The sequence below is a fragment of the Citrobacter sp. R56 genome (assembly GCF_016811995.1).
GTDB classification, from domain to species: domain Bacteria; phylum Pseudomonadota; class Gammaproteobacteria; order Enterobacterales; family Enterobacteriaceae; genus Citrobacter_D; species Citrobacter_D enshiensis.
In genome coordinates, this window is sequence record NZ_CP069159.1 from 1,704,672 (window position 1) to 1,729,361 (window position 24,690).

A 24,690-nucleotide genomic window follows, 5' to 3' on the forward strand; every position below is an offset into this window, starting at 1 on the left:
GGCCAAATTGCAATGCCGTAACGCGATTTCTCTTCCTTTTATATCAACGGGTGGCAGCGGAAAATTGACGTCAAAATAACCACGCTATTTCCACAGGGAACACATAGAGTACGGAATTATATTTAGGATATATCGCAGATGGTTGGTTGAAATGAATATTGTCAACATCAATAAAATCCTAAAATTATAAACAAACAGGTCTTAATATTAATCTTAAAAAGAGTGAGGTACGGACTTGTTACCTTGCCTGCTATTACGTTAGCTGCAACAATTCCGGATGCATTACCACCAGGCAATAAAAATATTCCTCAGCGACGAAGCAGACGCTGTCTGTTCTTTATTATTTTCTGCGACATTGCTCCGTTGGCAAGAATATGAAAATAAAGAGGATTGCAAAAACATAAGTGAATCAGTGTATTGGTAGCTAGAAAGCCAAGGGCGGTAGCGTGCCTGGCTGCCTGAAGATGAGCCTCAATTATTCTGTCAATAGCCTGTTGGCGAAAGCCGATTTTTTAGGACTGATACCAGTTAAATTCCTGGTCAATTAACTGCAAGGTAAATATGAACAGGTGAAGTCGCTATTTAAATTGCACGGGATAATTACTCTACCAAAGTGATAAATAATCAATGATGAAATCCAAAATGAAATTGATGCCATTATTGGTGTCGGTAGCCCTGATCAGTGGGTGCACAGTACTTCCGGGCAGCAATATGTCTACGATGGGAAAAGATGTCATCAAACAACAGGACGCTGATTTTGATCTCGACCGAATGGTGAATGTCTATCCGTTAACCCCGCGTTTGGTTGAACAATTACGCCCGCGACCCAACGTGGCGCAACCCAATATGTCGCTAGACCAGGAGATCGCCAGCTACCAGTACCGGGTCGGTCCTGGCGACGTGCTGAATGTGACTGTCTGGGACCACCCGGAACTGACCACGCCAGCGGGGCAATATCGTAGCTCCAGCGATGCCGGTAACTGGGTGCAGCCCGATGGCACCATGTTTTATCCCTACATTGGCAAAGTCAGCGTGGTCGGAAAAACGCTGGGTGAAATCCGCAGTGATATTACCGGGCGCTTAGCGAAGTATATTGCTGACCCGCAGGTGGACGTTAATATCGCCGCTTTCCGCTCGCAGAAGGCCTATGTCTCCGGGCAGGTGAATAAATCGGGCCAGCAGGCGATCACCAACGTTCCTCTGACCGTCCTCGATGCCATCAATGCTGCAGGCGGTCTGACGGACGCCGCCGACTGGCGCAATGTGGTGCTAACCCATAAAGGGCAGGAGCAGCGCATTTCCCTGCAGGCGCTGATGCAAAACGGCGATCTCAGCCAAAACCGACTGCTGTACCCCGGGGACATCCTGTTTGTGCCGCGCAACGACGATCTGAAAGTCTTCGTGATGGGCGAAGTGAAGAAACAGAGCACCCTCAAAATGGACTTCAGCGGTATGACGCTGACCGAAGCGCTGGGTACGGCGGAAGGCATCGACCTGACGACCTCCAACGCCAGCGGCATCTTTGTGATCCGTCCGCTGAAAGGCGAGGGCGGGCGTAACGGCAAGATTGCCAATATCTATCAGCTTGATATGTCCGATGCCACCTCTCTGGTGATGGCGACGGAATTCCGTCTGCAACCTTACGACGTGGTGTATGTCACGACCGCGCCGGTGGCTCGCTGGAACCGTCTGATCAATCAGTTGCTGCCGACCATTAGCGGTGTCCGTTACATGACGGATACGGCCAGCGACATTCACACCTGGTAATCGTCATGTTTAACAAAATCTTAGTTGTCTGCGTGGGGAACATTTGCCGTTCCCCAACGGCAGAACGTTTGCTGAAAAGTTATCACCCCGCGCTGACGGTGGACTCCGCCGGTTTAGGGGCGCTGTCTGGTCATGGGGCCGACCCGGCGGCATTCAGCGTCGCGGCGGCGCATAACCTCTCTCTGGAAGGGCACTGCGCGCGTCAGATTTCCGGCCGTATGTGCCGCGACTATGACCTGATTCTGACCATGGAGAAACGCCATATTGCCCGGTTGTGCGAGATAGCGCCGGAGATGCGCGGCAAAGTGATGTTGTTTGGTCATTGGGATAGTGAACGTGAAATACCCGATCCGTATCGCAAAAGTCGTGATGCGTTTGAAGCGGTGTACTCACTCCTTGAACGGTCTGCCCGCCAGTGGGCGCAGGCACTGAATGCAGGGCAGGGAAAACAATGACGGAAAAAGTAAAACAGTCTGCGGCACCCGTAACGGGCAATGATGAGATTGATATCGGTCGTCTGGTGGGGACCGTGATTGAGGCGCGCTGGTGGGTGCTTGGCATCACGGCGGCGTTTGCGCTGTGCGCCAGCATCTACACCCTCTTCGCCACGCCTATCTACAGTGCCGATGCGCTGGTGCAGATTGAGCAAAATAACGGTAACTCACTGGTCCAGGATATTGGCTCGGCGCTGTCGAATAAACCGCCAGCATCAGATGCAGAAATCCAGCTGATTCAGTCACGCCTGGTGCTGGGAAAAACGGTAGACGATCTGGATCTGGATATCGCCGTCACCAAAAACAGCTTTCCGCTGTTTGGCGCCGGGTGGGATCGCCTGATGGGGCGTCAGAATGACACGGTAAAAGTGACCACGTTCACCCGCCCGAAGGCAATGAATGAGCAGGTGTTTACCCTGCATGTTCTGAACGACAAAAGCTACGAACTGACCAGCGATGGCGGTTTTAGCGCTCGGGGTCAGGTGGGACAATTGCTGAGCAAAGAGGGGGTGACCCTGAACGTTAGCGCGATTCAGGCCGCGCCAGACAGCGAATTCACGGTGACGAAATTCTCCACCCTGGGGATGATCAACGCGTTACAAAACAACCTGACGGTGACGGAAAACGGGAAAGATACGGGCGTATTAAGCCTCAGTTTTACCGGGGAAGACAGAGAGCAGATCCGCGACATTCTCAACAGCATCACCCGCAACTATCTCGAGCAAAATGTTGCGCGCAAATCTGAAGAGGCGGCAAAAAGCCTGGCGTTCCTGGCGAAACAGTTGCCTGAAGTGCGTGACAGTCTGGACATCGTAGAGAACAAGCTGAACGCCTTCCGTCAGGATAAAGACTCGGTCGATTTACCGCTGGAAGCGAAAGCGGTGCTGGATTCGATGGTCAACATTGATGCCCAGTTGAACGAACTGACGTTCAAAGAGGCGGAAATCTCCAAGCTGTACACCAAAGTGCATCCGGCTTACCGCACATTGCTGGAAAAACGCAAGGCGCTGGAAGAGGAAAAAAACAAGCTGAATGGCCGCGTGACGGCGATGCCGAAAACGCAGCAGGAAATTGTCCGTCTGACGCGTGACGTGGAATCCGGTCAGCAGGTCTATATGCAACTGCTGAATAAACAGCAGGAGCTGAAAATCACGGAAGCCAGCACGGTAGGTGATGTCAGGATTGTCGACCCGGCCATCGCACAACCCGGCGTGCTGAAGCCGAAGAAAGCGCTGATTATTCTCGGCAGCATTATTCTTGGCCTGATGCTTTCCATCGTTGGCGTTCTGCTGCGCGCCTTGCTTAATCGGGGGATTGAAAACCCGCAGGCGCTGGAAGAGAACGGGATCAGCGTTTATGCCAGCATTCCGCTCTCGGAGTGGCAAAAAGCGCATGATAACGTCAAAACCGTTAAAGGCGTTAAGCGCTATAAGCAGAGTCAGTTGCTGGCGGTGGGTAATCCCACTGACCTGGCCGTTGAAGCGGTACGTAGCCTGCGCACCAGTCTGCACTTCGCCATGATGCAGGCGCAAAATAATGTGCTGATGCTCACTGGCGTGAGTCCTTCCATCGGCAAAACGTTTGTCTGCGCCAACCTGGCGGCGGTCATCAGCCAGACCCATAAACGGGTACTGCTGATCGACTGTGACATGCGCAAGGGCTACACCCATGAGCTGCTCGGCACCAATAACGTGAATGGGCTGTCCGATATTCTGGCGGGAAAAGGGGAGGTCGCCACCAGTGCCAAGCCGACCTCTATCCCCCATTTCGATCTCGTGCCGCGTGGGCAAGTCCCGCCGAACCCTTCCGAGCTGTTGATGAGCGAACGTTTCGGCGAGCTGATTCGCTGGGCCAGTGCGAACTATGACCTGGTGCTGATTGATACGCCGCCAATCCTCGCAGTGACCGATGCCGCGATTGTGGGACGTCATGCCGGTACCACGCTGATGGTGGTGCGTTACGCCGTCAACACGCTGAAAGAGGTGGAAACCAGCCTGAGCCGCTTTGAACAAAATGGGGTTCTGGTCAAAGGCGTGATCCTCAACTCCATATTCCGCCGGGCTTCCGGGTACCAGGATTATGGCTACTACGAATACGAGTACATGTCGGATTCAAAATAAAAAATCGTGAGTGGCCTGCTAATTCAGTAGGCCTGATAAGCAAAGCGCCATCAGGCATAGCTGCCGGATGGCGGCGTAAACGCCTTATCCGCCTACACGCTGTGCCATCAGGCAAAACTTCCCTGGAAACGAGCATGAAAACAGACAACCCATTGATTTCAATTTATATGCCAACCTGGAACCGGCAACAGCTCGCCATTCGGGCGATTAAATCGGTATTGCGCCAGGATTACCGTCACTGGGAGATGATCATCGTGGATGATTGTTCCACCTCGTGGGAACAGTTGCAGAAATTTGTGGAAGGGCTGAACGATCCTCGGGTGCGCTATATTCACAACGACGTCAACTCCGGTGCCTGCGCGGTGCGCAACCAGGCCATCATGCAGGCCAATGGCGCCTACATTACCGGGATTGATGATGATGATGAATGGACGCCGAACCGTCTGAGCGTCTTCCTTGAACACGCGCATCAACTGGTGACACACGCTTTTTTATATGCCAACGATTATGTCTGTGAGGGAGAGGTTTACTCACAGCCTGCCAGTTTGCCGCTGTACCCCAAATCGCCGTACTCGCGTCGTTTGTTCTACAAACGCAACATTATTGGTAATCAGGTGTTTACCGGAGCATGGCGTTTTAAAGAGTGCCTGTTCGATACGTCGCTTTCGGCGGCGCAGGATTATGACATTTTTCTGCGTATGGTTGTCGAATATGGCGAGCCGTGGAAAGTGGAAGAGGCGACGCAAATCCTGCACATCAATCATGGCGAGATGCAGATCACCTCATCGCCGAAAAAATTCTCCGGCTACTTTCATTTTTACCGCAAGCACAAAGACAAATTCGACCGGGCCAGCAAAAAGTACCAGCTGTTTACGTTGTATCTGATCCGCAATAAGCGCATGACATGGCGCACGTTGTTGACGCTCTTATCCGTACGTAACGGCAAACGGCTGGCCGACGGACTGCGGGGGCGCTAAGCATGCTGGAAGATCTACGCGCAAACAGCTGGAGCCTGCGTCCGTGCTGCATGGTACTGGCGTACCGTATTGCCCATTTCTGCTCCGTCTGGCGCAAAAAGAATGTACTGAACAATCTGTGGGCGGCACCGGTACTGGTGCTGTATCGCATCATCACCGAAGGCTTTTTCGGTTATGAAATACAAGCCGCGGCCACCATTGGCCGCCGATTCACCATCCACCACGGTTATGCGGTGGTGATTAACAAACACGTGGTGGCGGGCGACGATTTTACCCTTCGCCACGGCGTCACTATCGGTAATCGCGGCGCTGACAATATGGCCTGCCCGGTGATTGGCAACGGTGTGGAGCTGGGCGCCAATGTCATTCTGCTCGGCGGCATCACCATTGGTCATAACGTGACGATTGGCGCAGGCAGCGTCGTACTCGACACCATCCCGGACAACGCCCTGGTGGTGGGTGAGAAAGCGCGCGTGAGGATCATTAAATGAACATTCTGCAATTTAATGTGCGGCTGGCGGAAGGCGGCGCGGCAGGCGTGGCGTTAGATCTTCACCAGCGCGCGCTGCAAAAAGGGCTGACCTCTCGCTTTGTGTACGGCTATGGCAAAGGCGGCAAGAAAAGCGTTAGCCACCACAACTATCCGCACGTCATCAAGCACACTCCGCGTCTGACCTCGATGGCGAACATTGCGCTGTTTCGTGTATTCAATCGCGATCTGTTCGGCAATCTGAATAATGTATACCGCAGCGTAACCCGCACTTCTGGCCCCGTGGTGCTGCATTTTCATGTGTTGCACAGTTACTGGCTGAATCTTGCTGAGGTGGTGGCGTTCTGCGAAAAGGTTACAAACCACAAGCCCGACGTGACGCTGGTGTGGACGCTGCACGATCACTGGAGCGTCACTGGCCGCTGCGCCTTTACCGACGGCTGCGAGGGGTGGAAGTCGGGCTGTCAGAAATGCCCAACGCTGAGTAATTATCCGCCGGTTAAGGTGGATCGCGCACATGACCTGGTAGACGAAAAGCGCCAGCTGTTTCGTGAAATGCTGGCGCTGGGCTGCCAGTTTATCTCTCCCAGCCAGCATGTGGCACAGGCGTTCAATAGTCTGTATGGCGCAGGACGTTGCCGGGTCATCAATAACGGTATTGATGTGGCAACCGAAGCGATTCTCTCAACGTTGTCTCCGGTCGTTGAAACCCAGGGGCGTCCGAAAATTGCCATTGTCGCGCACGACTTACGTTATGACGGCAAAACAAATCAACGGTTAGTACGCGAGCTGATAGCGCTGGGCGACAAGGTGGAACTGCACACTTTCGGCAAGTTTTCGCCATTCGAAGGGGCAAACGTCATCAACCACGGTTTTGAAACGGACAAAGGGACGCTGATGAGCGCCCTTAACCAGATGGATGCATTGCTGTTCAGCTCCCGGGTCGACAACTATCCGCTGATCCTCTGTGAGGCGCTGTCCATTGGCGTCCCGGTTATCGCGACCCACAGCGAGGCCGCGCGGGAAGTCTTGCAAAAATCGGGGGGGAAAACCTTCGCTGAAGAGGAGGTAATGCGGCTGGTGCAGCTGAGCAAATCAGAGATTGCCAAGGCGGTATTCGGGAGCACGCTGGCCGCGTTTCGTGAACGCAGCCGTGCGGCGTACAGTGGAGATCAGATGCTGGAGGAGTATGTCTCGTTCTATCAGAATCTGTAGTTATCTGCTGCTGCCGCTTATCTATCTGTTGGTTAACGTTAAAATTGCGCAGCTGGGCGAAAGTTTTCCCATCACCATCGTCACCTTTCTGCCGGTTCTGCTGTTGTTGTTTGTGGAACGCATCAACATAAAAAAACTGATGATCGCGTTAGGCGTAGGGGCAGGGCTGACGGCGTTTAACTTTCTGTTTGGTCAGTCGCTGGATGCCAGCAAGTACGTGACGTCAACCCTGCTGTTTGTCTATATCGTCATCATTATTGGCATGGTCTGGAGCATTCGCTTCAAAACGATTTCACCGCACAACTACCGTAAGATCCTGCGTTTTTTCTACCTGGTGGTGGCGCTGGTGGTGTTGCTCGCCGCGGCTGAAATGGCGCAGATCATTCTCACCGGCGGCAGCAGTTTAATGGAAGGAATTTCGAAATATCTTATTTACAGTAATAGCTATGTTCTGAATTTTATTAAATTCGGGGGTAAGCGAACGACAGCACTGTATTTCGAACCCGCATTTTTTGCTCTGGCGTTAATCTCAATTTGGCTCAGTATCAAACAGTTTGGTATCAAAACACCTAAAACTGATGCTATGATTCTGGCAGGGATAATATTATCAGGATCGTTTTCAGGGGTAATGACATTTATTCTGTTTTACTTACTGGAGTGGGCGTTTCAGTATCTGAATAAGGACGCGATAAAGAAAAAGTTACCACTGGCGATAATCTCATTAGCCGTATTTTTGGTCGGTTTGATATTTGCATTTCCTTACATCTCGACCCGCCTCGGTGATTTAGGTACTGAAGGCTCATCATCCTATTATCGTATTATCGGTCCGTTAGTGATGGTGGGTTATTCGTTGAGCCATATTGATGGTGTTATCAGATTTGGCTCACTTTATGAATATGTTGCATCATTCGGAATTTTTAACGGTGCAGATGTCGGTAAAACAATAGACAATGGGTTGTATCTGCTGATTATTTATTTTTCCTGGTTCGCGGTGTTATTGACGCTGTGGTACATGTGGAAAGTCTTAAAAATGACATTAAATGCGTTTGGCGATAATCAGAATTTTCGGGTGCAGCTTTATCTTTTTACGCCGGTGTCGCTGTTTTTTACCGGTTCGATATTTAGTCCGGAATATGCATTTTTAATTGTGTGTCCGTTTATTTTGCGCAAAGCGCTTAGCGTCTGAGTCATCAGGCGCAATGTTACGAGGTCATTCACATGTTGCTCAGTATTATCACCGTCGCCTTTCGTAATCGGGAAGGTATCGTCAGAACGCATGCGTCGTTAGCGCATCTGGCACAGGCGAACGATATCAGCTTCGAGTGGATCGTGGTGGATGGCGGGTCAAACGACGGAACCCGTGAATTTCTCGAAAATTTGAACGGGGATTACCACTTACGCTTTGTCAGCGAGCCGGATAACGGTATCTATGATGCAATGAACAAAGGGATTGAGATGGCGCGCGGTCGCTTTGCGCTGTTCCTCAACTCTGGCGATATCTTTCATCCACAGGCCGCCCGTTTCGTCCGCCAGCTGCAATCGCAAAAAGATGACCGGATGATTACCGGCGACGCGCTGCTGGATTTTGGCGACGGTCATAAAATAAAACGCAGTGCGAAACCCGGTTGGTATATTTATCACAGCTTACCGGCGAGTCATCAGGCAATATTTTTTCCGGTGAGCGGTCTGAAAGTCTGCCGATATGATCTGCAATATAAGGTTTCTTCCGATTATGCGCTGGCCGCCAGGATGTATAAAAACGGATACCCCTTTAAAAAACTGAACGGCCTGGTATCGGAATTTTCAATGGGTGGGGTGTCCACGACGAATAATCTGGAATTATGCCAGGACGCGAAAAAAGTGCAGCGCCAGATATTACGCGTGCCGGGTTTTTGGGCTGAATTGTCATGGCACTTACGCCAGCGCACAACAGGTAAAACGAAGACCTTATATAACAAAACGTAAATATAAGGAGATGTGATGCAGGATCTCAGTGGTTTTTCTGTGCCAAAAGGGTTCCGGGGCGGCAATGCCATCAAAGTGCAATTATGGTGGGCGGTACAGGCGACATTATTTGCATGGTCGCCACAGGTGATGTATCGCTGGCGTGCATTTTTATTACGCTTATTTGGCGCAAAAATCGGAAAAAACGCAGTAATTAGACCGTCAGTAAAAATTACCTACCCGTGGAAATTAACCCTGGGAGATTACGCCTGGGTCGGGGATGACGCGGTTTTATATACGCTGGGTGAGATTACGATAGGTGCACATTCTGTTATTTCACAGAAAAGTTATTTGTGCACCGGTAGTCACGATCACCGCAGTCAACATTTTGATATTAACGCCACACCGATTGTGATTGGCGAGAAATGCTGGCTGGCGACGGATGTTTTCGTTGCCCCTGGCATCACCATCGGCGACGGCACCGTGGTCGGTGCGCGCAGCAGTGTTTTTAAGTCGCTACCGGCAAACGTGATTTGTCGTGGCAATCCGGCAGTGGTGATACGCGAACGCGTTCAGGCTGAATAATTTCTAATAAGTACAGAAGGAAAACAGACATGTCAAAAGTCGCTCTCATTACTGGCGTCACCGGGCAGGACGGTTCTTACCTGGCGGAGCTTCTCCTGGAGAAAGGTTACGAAGTGCACGGTATCAAGCGCCGCGCTTCGTCGTTCAACACCGAGCGTGTGGATCACATCTATCAGGACCCACACGCCAGCAACCCAAAATTCCATCTGCACTACGGTGATCTGACTGACTCCTCCAACCTGACGCGCATTTTGCAGGAAGTGCAGCCCGATGAAGTTTACAACCTGGGGGCGATGAGCCACGTCGCGGTGTCCTTTGAATCGCCGGAATACACCGCTGACGTCGATGCGATGGGGACGCTGCGCCTGCTGGAAGCAATCCGCTTCCTCGGTCTGGAAAAGAAAACGCGTTTCTATCAGGCCTCCACCTCTGAGCTGTATGGCCTGGTGCAGGAAATCCCGCAGAAAGAGACCACGCCGTTCTATCCGCGTTCTCCGTATGCGGTGGCCAAACTGTACGCCTACTGGATCACCGTAAACTACCGTGAATCCTACGGGATCTACGCCTGTAACGGCATTTTGTTTAACCATGAATCGCCGCGCCGTGGCGAAACCTTCGTGACCCGCAAAATTACCCGCGCGATCGCCAATATCGCTCAGGGTCTGGAGTCGTGCCTGTACCTCGGCAATATGGATTCCTTGCGTGACTGGGGCCACGCCAAAGACTACGTCAAAATGCAGTGGATGATGCTGCAGCAGGAGAAACCGGAAGACTTCGTGATCGCCACCGGTGTGCAGTACTCCGTGCGTCAGTTCGTTGAAATGGCGGCAGGGCAACTGGGGATCAAATTGCGTTTCGAAGGGGAAGGCGTAGACGAGAAAGGTATCGTCGTCTCCGTGACCGGTCATGATGCGCCGGGCGTTAAAGCGGGTGATGTGATTGTGGCGGTTGACCCGCGTTATTTCCGCCCTGCGGAAGTGGAAACCCTGCTGGGCGATCCTTCCCGCGCGCACCAAAAACTGGGCTGGAAGCCGGAGATTACCCTGCAGCAGATGGTGTCAGAGATGGTCGCAAACGATCTGGAAGCGGCGAAGAAGCACTCACTGCTGAAATCTCATGGTTACGAGGTTGCCATCGCGCTGGAGTCCTGAGGATGATGAAACAACGTATTTTTGTGGCGGGCCATCGCGGGATGGTGGGCTCTGCCATTGTCAGACAACTGGAACAGCGCAGCGATGTGGAACTGGTATTGCGCACCCGCGACGAGCTGAATCTGCTGGATAGCAAAGCGGTGCAGGCGTTCTTTGCCGACGCGCGCCTCGATCAGGTGTATCTGGCGGCGGCGAAGGTGGGCGGTATTGTGGCGAACAACACGTACCCGGCTGATTTCATTTATGAAAACATGATGATAGAGAGCAATATCATCCACGCCGCGCATTTGCATAACGTCAATAAGCTGCTGTTCCTCGGCTCATCCTGCATTTATCCAAAACTGGCGACACAGCCGATGGCGGAAAGCGAGCTGTTGCAGGGAACGCTTGAGCCGACCAACGAGCCGTACGCCATCGCCAAGATTGCTGGGATCAAGCTGTGCGAATCCTATAACCGCCAGTATCACCGCGACTATCGTTCGGTGATGCCGACCAATCTGTACGGTTCGCATGACAACTTCCATCCGAGTAATTCGCACGTGATCCCGGCGCTGCTACGTCGTTTCCATGAGGCGACGGTACAGAATGCAGCGGATGTGGTGGTGTGGGGCAGCGGTACGCCGATGCGTGAGTTTCTGCACGTGGATGACATGGCGGCTGCCAGCATCCATGTTATGGAACTCGACCGAGAAGTCTGGCAGGAGAATACCCAGCCGATGCTGTCGCACATCAACGTCGGTACCGGCGTGGATTGCACCATTCGCGAACTGGCGCAAACCATCGCGAAGGTGGTGGGCTACAAAGGTCGCGTGGTATTTGACGCCACGCAACCGGATGGCACCCCGCGCAAACTGCTCGACGTCACCCGTCTGCACCAGCTTGGTTGGTATCACGAGATCTCGCTGGAAGCGGGCCTTGCCAGCACGTACCAGTGGTTCCTTGAGAACCAGCACCGGTTTCGGGGGTAAGCATGTTTTTACGTCAGGACGATTTTGCCACCGTAGTGCGATCCACACCGTTGATTTCCATTGATCTGATTGTGGAAAACGCGCGCGGAGAATTTCTGCTGGGCAAACGCCTCAACCGACCCGCGCAGGGAGACTGGTTTGTGCCCGGCGGTCGGGTGCAAAAAGATGAGTCGCTGCACGCGGCCTTCGAACGCCTGACGCAGGCTGAACTGGGCTTACGTTTACCGATATCCGCAGGCGAATTTTATGGTGTCTGGCAGCACTTCTATGACGATAACTTCTCGGAAGAGACCTTCTCGACCCATTACGTTGTGCTCGGTTTTCGACTGCGCGTTCAGGAAGGCGACCTTCAGTTACCGGACGCCCAGCACGAAGCATACCGTTGGCTGACGCCTGCTGCGCTGCTGGCAAGTGACGACGTTCATGAAAATAGCCGCGCCTATTTTATGCCGGAACGCCAGGCCGGGGTGCCGGGCTTATGAAAATTTTGGTATACGGCATCAACTACTCACCAGAACTGACCGGCATTGGTAAGTACACCGGCGAGATGGTGGAGTGGATGGCGCGTGAAGGCCATGAGGTCCGGGTGATTACCGCACCGCCGTACTATCCACAATGGAAAGTCGGCGAGCGCTACTCCAGCTGGCGTTACCGCCGGGAAGAGGGCGATGCCACCGTCTGGCGCTGCCCGCTCTACGTACCGGTGCAACCGTCAACGCTGAAGCGCCTGCTGCATTTGGGCAGCTTTGCGCTGAGTAGCTTTTTCCCGTTACTGGCGCAACGGCGCTGGAAGCCGGATCGCATTATTGGCGTGGTGCCCACGCTGTTTTGCACGCCGGGGATGCGTCTGCTGGCAAAACTCTCCGGCGCACGCACGCTGTTGCATATTCAGGATTACGAAGTGGACGCGATGCTCGGCCTGGGGCTGGCCGGGAAAGGCAAGCGCGGTAAGGTTGCCAGACTGGCAGCGGCGTTTGAGCGTAGCGGCCTGCATCATGTTGACAACGTCTCCACCATCTCCCGCTCAATGATGAATAAAGCGCAGGAGAAAGGGGTGGCGGCGGAGAAGATCATTTTCTTTCCAAACTGGTCGGAAGTGGCCCGTTTTCGTGATGTTAGCGACGACGATGTCCGCACACTGCGCGCACAGCTTGAACTGCCGCTTGATCGCAAAATCATTCTCTACTCCGGCAACATTGGCGAAAAACAGGGGCTGGAAAGCGTGATTGCGGCGGCGGAACAACTGTGCGAACAGCCGCTGTTGTTTGCGATTGTCGGTCAGGGTGGCGGTAAAGCGCGACTGGAAAAAATGGCCCGTGAACGCGGCCTGGAGAACATTAAATTCTTCCCGCTTCAGCCTTACGCCGCGTTACCTGCGCTGCTGAAAATGGGCGACTGCCATCTGGTGGTGCAAAAGCGCGGCGCGGCGGACGCGGTTCTGCCCTCCAAGCTCACCAATATTCTGGCGGTGGGCGGCAATGCGGTGATTACCGCAGAAGCCCAGACCGAACTGGGTCAGCTCTGCGACAGCTATCCGGGCATCGCCGTTTGCGTGGAGCCCGAATCGGTCGACGCGCTGGTGAGCGGTATTATGCAAGCGCTCGCCATGCCTGAAAACAACACGGTGGCACGTGACTATGCCGAACGCACGTTCGATAAAGAGAACGTGTTACGTCAATTTATTGCAGATATTCGGGATTAAATAATGAATCAGACCAAACTCTATCCGGTCGTGATGGCGGGTGGCTCCGGTAGCCGCTTATGGCCGCTTTCCCGCGTACTTTATCCAAAACAGTTTTTATGCCTGAAGGGCGATCTCACGATGTTGCAAACGACCATTTGTCGTCTGAACGGCGTGGAGTGCGAAAGCCCGGTGGTGATTTGTAATGAGCAGCACCGCTTTATCGTCGCGGAACAACTGCGACAGCTGAACAAGCTGACCGAGAATATCATTCTCGAACCGGCAGGGCGTAACACCGCCCCCGCGATTGCGCTGGCGGCGCTGGCGGCTAAGCGCCACAGCCCGGAGAACGACCCGTTGATGCTGGTGCTGGCGGCCGATCATGTGATTGCCGATGAAGAGGCGTTCCGCACGGCGGTGCGCAACGCGATGCCGTATGCCGACGCGGGCAAACTGGTGACGTTTGGGATCGTGCCGGATCTGCCGGAAACCGGCTATGGCTATATTCGTCGCGGCAATGTCACTCCGGGTAAGCACGATGCCGTCGCGTTTGAGGTCGCGCAATTTGTCGAGAAACCCGATCTCGAGACCGCGCAGTCGTGGGTGGCAAGCGGTGACTACTACTGGAACAGCGGGATGTTCCTGTTTCGCGCCAGGCGTTATCTGGAAGAGTTGAAAAAATACCGTCCCGATATTTTTGACGCCTGTGAGAAAGCGATGAGCGCCGTTGATCCCGATCTTGATTTCATCCGCGTGGAGGAAGAGGCGTTTCTCGCTTGCCCGGAAGAGTCTGTGGATTACGCGGTGATGGAACATACTGCGGATGCCGTCGTTCTCCCGATGGACGCGGGCTGGAGCGATGTGGGGTCGTGGTCCTCACTGTGGGAAATCAGCGCGCATACGGCGGAAGGCAATGTCCATCATGGCGATGTGATCAGCCACAAAACCGAGAACAGCTATGTGTATGCCGAATCCGGCCTGGTCACCACGGTTGGCGTGAAGGATTTGGTGGTTGTGCAGACCAAAGATGCTGTGCTGATCGCTGACCGTAACGCGGTACAGGATGTGAAAAAAGTGGTGGAACAGATCAAAGCTGACGGACGCCACGAGCACCATATTCACCGCGAAGTGTACCGTCCGTGGGGCAAATACGATTCCATCGACGCGGGCGACCGCTACCAGGTGAAACGGATCACCGTGAAGCCGGGCGAAGGGCTTTCCGTTCAGATGCACCATCACCGCGCCGAACACTGGGTTGTGGTGGCAGGTACCGCAAAAGTCACCATTGATGGTGATATCAAACTGCTCGGTGAAAACGAGTCTGTCTACATTCCTCTGGGGGCGACCCACTGCCTGGAGAATCCGGGAAAAATTCCGCTCGATTTAATTGAAGTGCGCTCCGGCTCGTATCTCGAAGAGGACGACGTGGTGCGGTTTGAGGATCGCTACGGTCGGATGTAGGCCTGATAAGACGCGTAGCGTCGCCATCAGGCAATGACCGCCGGATAGCGCGTTGCTTATCCGGCCTACGGATCGCGCCGGGTCACTACCTGGCAAATAACGACAAAGCTAATTTTTGGCCATTAACGGGTCAGGGCTAACTGTTGCCTGAAGAAGGGTAAAAACATGACGAAATTAACCTGTTTCAAAGCCTACGACATTCGCGGCAGGCTGGGCGAAGAGCTTAACGACGAGATCGCATGGCGCATTGGTCGCGCGTATGGCGAATTTCTGAAACCGAAAACGGTTGTGCTGGGCGGCGACGTCCGTCTGACAAGCCTGGCGCTAAAGCTGGCGCTGGCGAACGGGTTGCAGGATGCCGGCGTTGACGTGCTGGACATTGGCCTGTCCGGTACCGAAGAGATCTATTTTGCCACTTTCCACCTCGGCGTGGATGGCGGTATCGAAGTGACGGCCAGCCACAACCCGATGGACTACAACGGCATGAAACTGGTGCGCGAGGGCGCCCGGCCGATCAGCGGCGACACGGGGCTGCGCGATATCCAGCGTCTGGCCGAGAGCAATGACTTCCCGCCGGTGAATGACGCCAAGCGCGGCAGCTACACACAGATCTCCCTGCGTGATGCCTATATCAATCATCTGTTCGGCTACATCAACGTCAACAACATCACCCCGCTGAAACTGGTGATTAACTCCGGTAACGGTGCGGCGGGTCCGGTGGTGGATGCCATCGAAGCCCGTTTTAAAACGTGCGGCGTGCCGGTTGAGTTCATCAAAGTCCACAACACGCCGGACGGCAATTTCCCGAACGGGATACCGAATCCGCTGCTGCCAGAGTGTCGTGCGGATACCCGCAACGCGGTGATTGAGCATGGCGCAGATATGGGCATTGCGTTTGACGGTGATTTCGACCGCTGCTTCTTCTTCGACCAGACAGGACAGTTTATTGAGGGCTACTACATCGTCGGCCTGCTGGCGGAGGCGTTTCTTGAGAAGCATCCGGGCGCGAAGATCATTCACGATCCGCGCCTTTCCTGGAACACCGTTGATGTGGTGACGGCGGCGGGCGGCACGCCAGTGATGTCGAAAACCGGTCACGCGTTCATTAAAGAACGGATGCGTCAGGAAGACGCCATCTACGGCGGCGAGATGAGCGCCCATCACTATTTCCGTGATTTTGCCTACTGCGACAGCGGGATGATCCCGTGGCTGTTGGTGGCTGAACTTGTGTGTCTTAAAGGACAGTCGCTGGGCGAAATGGTGCGCGACCGGATGGTGGCGTTTCCGGCAAGCGGAGAGATCAACAGCCAACTCGCAGAGCCGGTATCGGCGATTGGCCGCGTTGAGCAGCACTTTGCGGGCGAGGCGCTGGCGGTGGACAGAACCGACGGCATCAGCATGTCGTTTACTGACTGGCGTTTCAATTTGCGCTCGTCAAACACCGAGCCGGTGGTGCGTCTTAACGTTGAATCGCGTGGCGATATTCCGCTGATGGAAGCGCGAACGCGCACTCTGCTGGCGTTGTTGAATCAGTAATGTCAGTGCTTCTCTTATCCAGTCAGGGAATGGCTGGATAAGGGCTAAGAACAGGAACAACGATGACAAATCTAAAAAAGCGCGAGCGAGCCAAAACCAATGCATCGTTAATCTCTATGGTGCAACGCTTTTCAGATATCACCCTCATGTTTGGCGGGCTGTGGGTCGTCTGCCAGGTGAGCGGCTTGCCATTTCTGTATATGCACCTGTTGGTGGCCTTAATTACGTTGGTGGTGTTCCAGATGCTGGGAGGCATAACGGATTTTTACCGCTCCTGGCGCGGGGTCAAAATTTCGACGGAACTGGCGCTGCTGCTGCGTAACTGGACGCTGAGCCTGGTGTTTAGCGCAGGTTTAATCGCTTTCAATAACGACGTTGAGAACCGTCCTGCCGTCTGGCTGGCGTGGTATCTGCTCTCAAGCGTTGGACTGGTGGTCTGTCGTTCGTTGATTCGCTACGGGGCAGGCTGGTTGCGCCATCGTGGGTACAACAAACGGCGGGTGGCGGTGGCGGGCGATTTACCCGCCGGTCAGGCGTTGCTGGAGAGTTTTCGCAACGAACCGTGGCTGGGCTTTGAGGTGGTCGGCGTATATCACGATGCGAAACCGGGCGGCGTCTCATCGGACTGGGCGGGCAATCTGCGACAGCTGGTGGAAGATGCCAAAGCGTCACGCATTCACAACGTTTATATCGCCATGTCGATGTGTGATGGTGCAAGGGTGAAAAAGCTGGTGCGAGAACTGGCCGACACCACCTGCTCGGTGATCCTTATCCCTGACGTTTTCACCTTCAATATTTTGCACTCCCGCATCGAAGAGGTGAGTGGCGTGCCGGTTGTACCGCTGTATGACACGCCGCTCTCAGGCATCAATCGGCTGCTTAAACGTGCCGAAGACATTGTGCTGGCGTCGCTGATTTTGTTGCTGATTTCTCCGGTGCTGTGCTGCATTGCGCTGTCGGTCAAGCTGACATCTCCCGGCCCGGTTATTTTCCGCCAGACGCGCTACGGCATGGATGGCAAACCGATCAAAGTGTGGAAATTCCGATCCATGAAAGTGATGGAAAACGATGCGGTGGTCACTCAGGCGACGCAAAACGATCCGCGCGTCACCCCCGTGGGTAACTTTCTGCGCCGCACATCGCTGGACGAGTTACCGCAGTTTATCAACGTGTTGACGGGCGGCATGTCTATCGTGGGCCCGCGCCCCCATGCGGTGGCGCACAACGAGCAGTATCGCCAGCTTATCGAGGGTTACATGCTGCGCCACAAGGTTAAACCGGGCATTACCGGCTGGGCGCAAATCAACGGCTGGCGCGGTGAGACCGACACATTAGAGAAGATGGAAAAGCGGGTTGAGTTTGATCTTGAGTACATCCGCGAATGGAGTCTGTGGTTCGACATCAAGATCGTCTTTCTGACCGTGTTTAAGGGCTTTGTGAACAAAGCGGCTTACTGAGGAACGATCATGAGTTTACGCGAAAAAACCCTCAGTGGCGCTAAGTGGTCGGCGATGGCCACCGTGGTCATTATCGGGCTGGGACTGATTCAGATGACGGTGCTGGCGCGGATTATCGACAACCATCAGTTTGGTCTGTTAACCGTCTCGCTGGTGATTATTGCGCTGGCCGACACTCTCTCGGACTTTGGCATCGCCAACTCGATTATCCAGCGTAAAGAGATAAGCCATCTCGAACTGACCACGTTGTACTGGCTCAACGTCGGTCTGGGAATAGTGGTATGCGTGGCGGTGTTTCTGCTTAGCGACGTGATTGGTAATGTGCTGAATAACCCCGATCTGGCGCCATTAATCAAAACCTTGTCGCTGGCATTTGTGGTTACCCCCCATGGGCAGCAGTTCCGTGCGCTGATGCAAAAGGAGCTGGAATTCAACAAGATTGGCATGATCGAGACCAGTTCGGTGCTGGCGGGGTTTACCTTTACGGTGGTCAGCGCCCATTTCTGGCCGTGGGCGTTAACCGCGATCCTTGGTTATCTGGTCAACAGCGCGGTCCGTACGCTGCTGTTTGGCTATTTTGGCCGCAAAATCTATCGTCCCGGACTGCACTTTTCGCTGGCATCCGTCTCGTCGAACTTACGTTTTGGCGCGTGGCTGACGGCAGACAGCATCATCAATTATGTGAATACCAATCTCTCAACCCTGGTGCTGGCGCGCATTCTTGGCGCAGGCGTGGCGGGGGGATACAACCTGGCGTACAACGTGGCGGTCGTACCGCCGATGAAACTCAACCCCATCATTACCCGCGTGTTGTTTCCTGCATTTGCCAAAATTCAGGACGATACCGAAAAGCTGCGGATTAACTTCTATAAGCTGCTGTCGGTGGTGGGGATCATTAACTTCCCTGCGCTGCTTGGCCTGATGGTGGTGTCGAACAATTTTGTGCCACTGGTTTTTGGCGAGAAATGGAGCGGTATCGTTCCGGTACTGCAGCTGTTGTGCGTGGTAGGACTGCTGCGCTCCGTTGGTAACCCGATTGGCTCGCTGCTGATGGCGAAAGCGCGCGTCGATATCAGCTTCAAATTCAATGTGTTCAAAACGTGCCTGTTTATTCCGGCCATTCTCGTCGGTGGTCATCTGGCGGGTGCTATTGGTGTCACGCTGGGCTTTCTGCTGGTGCAAATCATCAACACGGTGCTGAGTTACTTCGTGATGATCAAACCGGTGCTGGGCTCCAGCTATCGTCAGTACATCCTGAGCTTATGGCTACCGTTTTATCTCTCTTTACCGACGCTGGCGCTGAGTTATGGCCTGGGCGTTGCGTTGCAAGGGCATCTGCCGCTCGGCGTATTGCTGGCAACGCAAATTGCTGCGGGCGCGCTGGCCTTTGTCGTGATGATCGTGGCGTCGCGCCATCCGTTAGTGGTGGAAATAAAGCGCCAGTTTTGTCGCAACGAAAAAATGAAAACACTGCTACGCGCAGGATAAAGCTCAAACATGATTAATGGGATACAAATGAAACTACTCATACTTGGCAACCATACCTGCGGCAACCGTGGCGACAGTGCGATTTTACGCGGCCTGTTGGATGCCGTTCATCGCCTGGAGCCCGACGCGGACGTCGACGTGATGAGCCGTTATCCGGTGAGCTCTTCCTGGTTACTCAATCGTCCGGTGATGGGCGATCCTATCTGGCTGCAAATGAAGCAGCACAACAGTGCGGCTGGCATGATGGGACGGGTGAAAAAAGTGCTGCGCCGCCGTTATCAACATCAGGTTCTGCTTTCGCGCGTCACGGATACCGGCAAGCTGCGTAACATTGCGATTGCCCAGGGCTTTACGGACTTTGTCCGTTTGCTGTCGGGTTACGACGCGATTATTCAGGTTGGCGGATCGTTTTTTGTCGACCTCTACGGTGTACCGCAATTCGAGCATGCGCTGTGTACGTTCATGGCGAAAAAACCGCTGTACATGATGGGTCACAGCGTCGGCCCGTTCCAGGACGATCAATTCAACCGACTGGCGAACTATGTTTTTGGACAGTGTGACGCGTTGATCCTGCGCGAAGCGGTAAGCCTTGAACTGATGAAACGTAGCGACATCACGACGGCAAAAGTGGAATCCGGTGTGGACACCGCGTGGCTGGTGGAGCGTCACCATGACGATTTTGAACCGACCTACACGGTGCAACACTGGCTGGATGTTGCCGCGACGCAGAAGACCGTCGCTATCACACTGCGCGAACTGGCGCCGTTTGATAAACGTCTGGGCACCACTCAGCAGGCCTATGAGCAGGCGTTCGCCGGGGTCGTGAATCGCATCCTGGAGGAAGGGTATCAGGTGATTGCACTCTCAACCTGTACCGGGATCGACAGCTATAACAAAGATGACCGTATGGTGGCGCTGAACTTACGTCAGTATGTCAGCGATCCGTCACGCTACCATGTGGTAATGGACGAACTGAACGATCTGGAAATGGGAAAAATTCTTGCCGCCTGCGAATTGACCGTGGGAACACGTCTGCACTCCGCGATTATCTCAATGAACTTTGACACCCCGGCCATTGCCATCAACTACGAACATAAGTCGGCGGGGATCATGCAGCAACTGGGGTTGCCAGAGATGGCCATCGATATTCGCCATCTCCTGGATGGAAGCCTGGCAACAAGGGTTGCCGATACGCTGGGGCAGTTGCCGGAACTGAACTCGCGCGTTTCTGCCGCCGTGGCGCGTGAGCGTGAACAGGGGTTACGCATGGTTGAATCGGTGTTAAGCCGCATCAGGGAGGGAAAATGAAGGTCAGTTTCTTTTTACTCAAATTCCCGTTGTCCTCAGAGACTTTTGTGCTTAACCAAATCACCGCGTTTATCGACATGGGGTTTGAGGTCGATATTGTCGCGTTGCAGAAGGGAGATTTGCACAATACCCACGCGTCATGGACGAAATATGGCCTGGAAGCTAAAACCCGCTGGTTGCAGGATGAGCCGACGGGGCGCTTCGCAAAACTGCGCTATCGCGCAGGCAAAACGTTTTTGGGGCTTCATCGTTCGGTGACATGGAAAGCGCTAAATGTCTTCCGCTACGGTGCCGAGTCGCGCAACCTGATCCTTTCTTCTATTTGCGCTAAGGCCATGACACCGTTTGATGCGGATGTCTTTATCGCCCATTTTGGGCCTGCCGGGGTAACGGCGGCGAAGCTGCGGGAACTTGAGGTACTCAAAGGCAAGGTAGCCACCATTTTCCACGGCATTGATATCTCGAGCCGGGAGGTGCTTAACCACTATACGCCCGAGTACCAGCAACTGTTTCGGCGAGGTGATTTAATGCTGCCCATCAGCGAACTCTGGGCCGCGCGGCTTAAAGGGATGGGCTGTCCGCCGGAGAAAATCGCGGTTTCACGCATGGGCGTGGATATGGCGCGGTTTACCCATCGCCCGCTTAAAACGCCCGCCACGCCGCTGGAGATTATCTCTGTTGCCCGCCTCACTGAGAAAAAAGGGCTGCATGTTGCCATTGAAGCCTGCCGCCTGCTTAAAGCGCGCGGCGTGGATTTCCGCTATCGCATTCTGGGTATCGGTCCGTGGGAAAGACGCCTGCGCACGCTGATCGAGCAGTACCAACTGGATGATGTAATTGACATGCCCGGCTTTAAACCCAGTCATGACGTAAAAATAATGCTCGATCAGGCTGATGTATTTCTGCTGCCTTCAGTCACGGGGGCTGACGGGGATATGGAAGGTATTCCCGTGGCATTGATGGAAGCGATGGCGGTCGGTATTCCGGTTATCTCTACGGTGCATAGCGGGATCCCGGAACTGGTGGATGCAGGAAAATCCGGCTGGCTGGTGCCCGAAAACGACGCCCCGGCGCTGGCCGAACAACTGGCCACTTTCAGTCGAATCGACGGTGATGCGCTCCGACCGGTGGTGCAACGCGCTCGTGAAAAAATTGAGTCTGATTTTAACCAGCAGGTGATCAATCTTCAGCTCTCCAGCCTGCTGCAAACGATGTAAATTGAGGTTGTATGCCAGAGAAGACACTCTCCCGACGTACCTTTCTGACGGCAGGCTCCGTCCTTGCCGCACTCCCCATCCTCCATACTCCGCTTGCCCGCGCCGTTGAACCCCGAAAGAACGTCAATATCCAGGCGTACAATCCGCAGGACTGGGTCGCTTCGTTCAGACGCGCGTTCGATGACGCGCAAACTGTCGTGGTGCCTGCCGGAGTGGTCTGCAAAAACATCAATACGGGGATTTTCATCCCTGCCGGTAAAACGCTGCACGTGCTTGGTCGGCTAAGCGGCAACGGCAGAGGCCGGTTTGTACTACAGGACGGCTGCCAGGTCACAGGGGAGGGGGGCGGTAGCCTGCATAACATCACGCTGGATGTGCGCGGTTCTGACTGCGTGATCAAAGGAATCGCCATGAGCGGGTTTGCTCCGGTGACCCAGATCTATATTGGCGGCAAAAAACCGCGGGTTATGCGCAATCTGCTCATTGATGACATCACGGTGACTCAGGCGAACTATGCCATTCTGCGCCAGGGATTCCATAACCAGGTCGACGGCGCGCGGATCACCCATTGCCGCTTCAGTGACCTACAGGGCGATGCGATTGAATGGAATGTGGCGATTAACGATCGCAATATTCTGATATCGGATCATGTCATTGAGCGTATCAACTGCACTAACGGCAAGATTAACTGGGGGATCGGCATTGGGTTAGCGGGAAGCACCTACGACAATAGCTACCCGGAAGATCAAACGGTGAAAAACTTTGTGGTGGCGAATATCACCGGCTCAGATTGTCGGCAACTGGTTCATGTTGAGAATGGCAAGCACTTTATCATTCGCAATGTGAAGGCCCGGAATATCACACCGGATTTCAGTAAGAAAGCAGGGATAGATAATGCCACGGTGGCAATATATGGTTGTGATAATTTTGTGATTGATAATATTGATATGGTGAATAGTGCTGGAATGCTTATTGGCTACGGTGTGGTTAAAGGTCGATATTTATCCATCCCACAAAATTTCAAATTGAATGATATTCATCTCGATAATACCCATCTTGCCTGGAAGCTACGCGGCATCCAAATCTCTTCCGGAAACGCGACCTCGTTTGTGGCGCTCACTAACATTGAGATGAAGCGGGCAACGCTGGAACTGCATAATAAGCCGCAGCATCTTTTTTTGCGCAATATCAATGTGATGCAGATGTCCACCATCGGGCCGGCGCTGAAAATGCACTTTGACCTGCGCAAAGACGTGAGAGGGAAGTTTATGGCCAAACAGGACACGCTGTTGTCTTTGGCCAACGTGCGTGCGGTGAATGAGAAGGGACAGAGTTCAGTAGATATCGACAGCGTCGATCACCAGGTCGTCAATGTTGAGGATATCAATTTCAGATTACCGGAGAAGGCGCGGTAGTTTTATGTACATTCCTGAAAACACATCTCTATTCTTCAGATTATGGCTACTGCATTCTCTGGATAAGCGGCGTAACATCTTCAACAGAGCCGCTATGTAATTCATGCTGGCTAAAACATGTCAAAGAGCTATAATTCAGCAACCATTTTACAGGTGGATGAAATAATGATTAATTTGAAAGCAGTTATTCCGGTAGCGGGTCTGGGTATGCACATGTTGCCTGCCACCAAGGCAATCCCCAAAGAGATGCTGCCGATTGTCGACAAACCTATGATTCAGTACATTGTCGACGAGATTGTGGCTGCTGGGATCAAAGAAATCCTCCTGGTCACTCACGCGTCCAAAAACGCGGTCGAAAACCACTTCGACACTTCCTACGAACTAGAATCTCTCCTCGAGCAGCGTGTAAAACGCCAGCTGCTGGCGGAAGTACAGTCCATCTGTCCTCCGGGCGTGACGATCATGAACGTGCGCCAGGCTCAACCTCTCGGTTTGGGTCATTCCATTTTGTGCGCACGCCCGGTTATTGGCGACAATCCGTTTGTCGTTGTATTACCTGACATTATTATCGATAACGCCAGCGCTGACCCACTGCGTTATAACCTTGCTGCTATGGTGGCCCGCTTCAATGAAACCGGCCGTAGCCAGGTACTGGCAAAGCGCATGAGAGGCGACCTTTCAGAGTATTCTGTTATTCAGACGAAAGAAGCACTGGATAATGAAGGTAAAGTGAGTCGTATCGTTGAATTCATCGAAAAACCGGATCAGCCGCAAACGCTCGACTCTGACCTGATGGCGGTGGGCCGCTATGTCCTCTCTGCGGATATCTGGGCGGAACTCGAAAAAACTGAACGAGGTGCCTGGGGTCGCATCCAGTTGACAGACGCCATTGCAGAACTGGCGAAAAAACAGTCTGTTGACGCAATGCTGATGACGGGTGACAGCTACGACTGCGGTAAAAAAATGGGTTATATGCAGGCATTTGTGAAGTATGGACTGCGCAACCTGAAGGAAGGGCCGAAGTTCCGTAAGAGCATTGAGAAGTTGCTGAGCGAATAAAACGCGTCGATCTTTTGTGCGTTGTTCGCAGTAAAAATTGATAACGGCAGAGAACATCCCAGGCAGCGGTGCTGATGCTAATTGGATGTCCTCTGCCGTTTTGCCTTAAGATAAATCAGTAATAACAATAAGTTAGATGGAAAAAAATCATCAAGGATTTTTCGAATTTTCCTTGTCTCAGAAAGCGTTTGGTAAGACAATTAGCGTTTAAGTTTTTGAGATCTATGCCTGATACGGCATAGCTTGAAAACATCATTTTGAATGTACGCAGTGCGCTGGTAGCTGTTAAGCCAGGGGCGGTAGCGTGCATAAATACCTCGCAATTTAATCCTGGGTCAGCAAATTGAATGCGGATCT

General features: G+C 53.4%; 21 protein-coding genes. All 21 read left to right on the forward strand.

Annotation, left to right across the window (positions count from 1 at the left end):
* The first annotated feature begins 627 nt into the window (after positions 1–627).
* The 21 genes from JM656_RS08055 (at position 628) to galF (ending at position 24,333) form a co-directional block, all read left to right on the forward strand.
* Complete coding sequence (locus JM656_RS08055) at positions 628–1,767, forward strand: polysaccharide export protein (RefSeq protein ID WP_162379960.1); 1,140 nt, start codon at positions 628–630, stop codon at positions 1,765–1,767.
* 5 nt (positions 1,768–1,772) lie between these two features.
* Positions 1,773–2,222, forward strand: coding sequence for a low molecular weight protein-tyrosine-phosphatase Wzb (gene wzb / locus JM656_RS08060; protein ID WP_203360711.1), 450 nt, complete (start codon positions 1,773–1,775; stop codon positions 2,220–2,222).
* Positions 2,219–4,381: a tyrosine-protein kinase Wzc gene (wzc, locus tag JM656_RS08065; RefSeq protein WP_203360712.1), complete on the forward strand. Its 2,163-nt coding sequence runs from the start codon at positions 2,219–2,221 to the stop codon at positions 4,379–4,381. The genes wzb and wzc overlap by 4 nt, the downstream gene beginning before the upstream one ends.
* A 134-nt stretch (positions 4,382–4,515) precedes the next feature.
* On the forward strand, positions 4,516–5,358 hold the full coding sequence (gene wcaA / locus JM656_RS08070; RefSeq protein ID WP_203360713.1) for a colanic acid biosynthesis glycosyltransferase WcaA: 843 nt from the start codon (positions 4,516–4,518) through the stop codon (positions 5,356–5,358).
* Positions 5,359–5,360: 2 nt separating this feature from the next.
* Complete coding sequence (wcaB, locus tag JM656_RS08075; protein ID WP_203360714.1) at positions 5,361–5,849, forward strand: colanic acid biosynthesis acetyltransferase WcaB; 489 nt, start codon at positions 5,361–5,363, stop codon at positions 5,847–5,849.
* On the forward strand, positions 5,846–7,063 hold the full coding sequence (wcaC, locus tag JM656_RS08080) for a colanic acid biosynthesis glycosyltransferase WcaC (protein ID WP_203360715.1): 1,218 nt from the start codon (positions 5,846–5,848) through the stop codon (positions 7,061–7,063). Before wcaB ends, wcaC begins: the two co-directional genes overlap by 4 nt.
* A complete protein-coding gene (gene wcaD, locus JM656_RS08085; RefSeq protein ID WP_203360716.1) occupies positions 7,038–8,249 on the forward strand; it encodes a colanic acid polymerase WcaD in 1,212 nt (403 codons plus the stop codon). Before wcaC ends, wcaD begins: the two co-directional genes overlap by 26 nt.
* 32 nt (positions 8,250–8,281) lie before the next feature.
* The gene (wcaE, locus tag JM656_RS08090) at positions 8,282–9,028 is read left to right on the forward strand and encodes a colanic acid biosynthesis glycosyltransferase WcaE (protein WP_203360717.1); all 747 of its coding nucleotides are present in this window, start codon (positions 8,282–8,284) and stop codon (positions 9,026–9,028) included.
* A gap of 15 nt (positions 9,029–9,043) precedes the next feature.
* Positions 9,044–9,592: a colanic acid biosynthesis acetyltransferase WcaF gene (wcaF, locus tag JM656_RS08095; RefSeq protein ID WP_203360718.1), complete on the forward strand. Its 549-nt coding sequence runs from the start codon at positions 9,044–9,046 to the stop codon at positions 9,590–9,592.
* Positions 9,593–9,621: 29 nt separating this feature from the next.
* On the forward strand, positions 9,622–10,743 hold the full coding sequence (gmd, locus tag JM656_RS08100) for a GDP-mannose 4,6-dehydratase (RefSeq protein WP_162379951.1): 1,122 nt from the start codon (positions 9,622–9,624) through the stop codon (positions 10,741–10,743).
* Between the two features lie 2 nt (positions 10,744–10,745).
* A complete protein-coding gene (locus tag JM656_RS08105) occupies positions 10,746–11,711 on the forward strand; it encodes a GDP-L-fucose synthase (RefSeq protein ID WP_203360719.1) in 966 nt (321 codons plus the stop codon).
* Between the two features lie 2 nt (positions 11,712–11,713).
* Positions 11,714–12,193 (forward strand): GDP-mannose mannosyl hydrolase, encoded by a 480-nt coding sequence (locus JM656_RS08110; protein ID WP_203360720.1) that lies wholly within the window; start codon positions 11,714–11,716, stop codon positions 12,191–12,193.
* Entirely contained in the window at positions 12,190–13,413 is a 1,224-nt protein-coding gene (wcaI, locus tag JM656_RS08115) for a colanic acid biosynthesis fucosyltransferase WcaI (protein ID WP_203360721.1), read from the forward strand. Before JM656_RS08110 ends, wcaI begins: the two co-directional genes overlap by 4 nt.
* A gap of 3 nt (positions 13,414–13,416) precedes the next feature.
* Positions 13,417–14,853: a mannose-1-phosphate guanyltransferase gene (cpsB, locus tag JM656_RS08120; protein ID WP_203360722.1), complete on the forward strand. Its 1,437-nt coding sequence runs from the start codon at positions 13,417–13,419 to the stop codon at positions 14,851–14,853.
* 165 nt (positions 14,854–15,018) lie between these two features.
* Positions 15,019–16,389, forward strand: a complete 1,371-nt coding sequence (gene cpsG / locus JM656_RS08125) for a colanic acid biosynthesis phosphomannomutase CpsG (protein ID WP_203360723.1) — start codon at positions 15,019–15,021, stop codon at positions 16,387–16,389.
* Between the two features lie 62 nt (positions 16,390–16,451).
* On the forward strand, positions 16,452–17,846 hold the full coding sequence (wcaJ, locus tag JM656_RS08130; protein WP_203360724.1) for an undecaprenyl-phosphate glucose phosphotransferase: 1,395 nt from the start codon (positions 16,452–16,454) through the stop codon (positions 17,844–17,846).
* 9 nt (positions 17,847–17,855) lie between these two features.
* On the forward strand, positions 17,856–19,334 hold the full coding sequence (gene wzxC, locus JM656_RS08135; protein ID WP_203360725.1) for a colanic acid undecaprenyl disphosphate flippase WzxC: 1,479 nt from the start codon (positions 17,856–17,858) through the stop codon (positions 19,332–19,334).
* A gap of 27 nt (positions 19,335–19,361) precedes the next feature.
* Positions 19,362–20,642 carry a colanic acid biosynthesis pyruvyl transferase WcaK gene (gene wcaK, locus JM656_RS08140; protein WP_203360726.1) on the forward strand — a complete coding sequence of 427 codons (1,281 nt, stop codon included), beginning with the start codon at positions 19,362–19,364 and terminating at the stop codon, positions 20,640–20,642.
* Entirely contained in the window at positions 20,639–21,859 is a 1,221-nt protein-coding gene (wcaL, locus tag JM656_RS08145; RefSeq protein ID WP_203360727.1) for a colanic acid biosynthesis glycosyltransferase WcaL, read from the forward strand. Before wcaK ends, wcaL begins: the two co-directional genes overlap by 4 nt.
* A gap of 11 nt (positions 21,860–21,870) precedes the next feature.
* Positions 21,871–23,274, forward strand: a complete 1,404-nt coding sequence (gene wcaM, locus JM656_RS08150) for a colanic acid biosynthesis protein WcaM (protein ID WP_203360728.1) — start codon at positions 21,871–21,873, stop codon at positions 23,272–23,274.
* A gap of 165 nt (positions 23,275–23,439) precedes the next feature.
* A complete protein-coding gene (gene galF / locus JM656_RS08155; RefSeq protein ID WP_203360729.1) occupies positions 23,440–24,333 on the forward strand; it encodes a GalU regulator GalF in 894 nt (297 codons plus the stop codon).
* Positions 24,334–24,690: the final 357 nt, after the last annotated feature.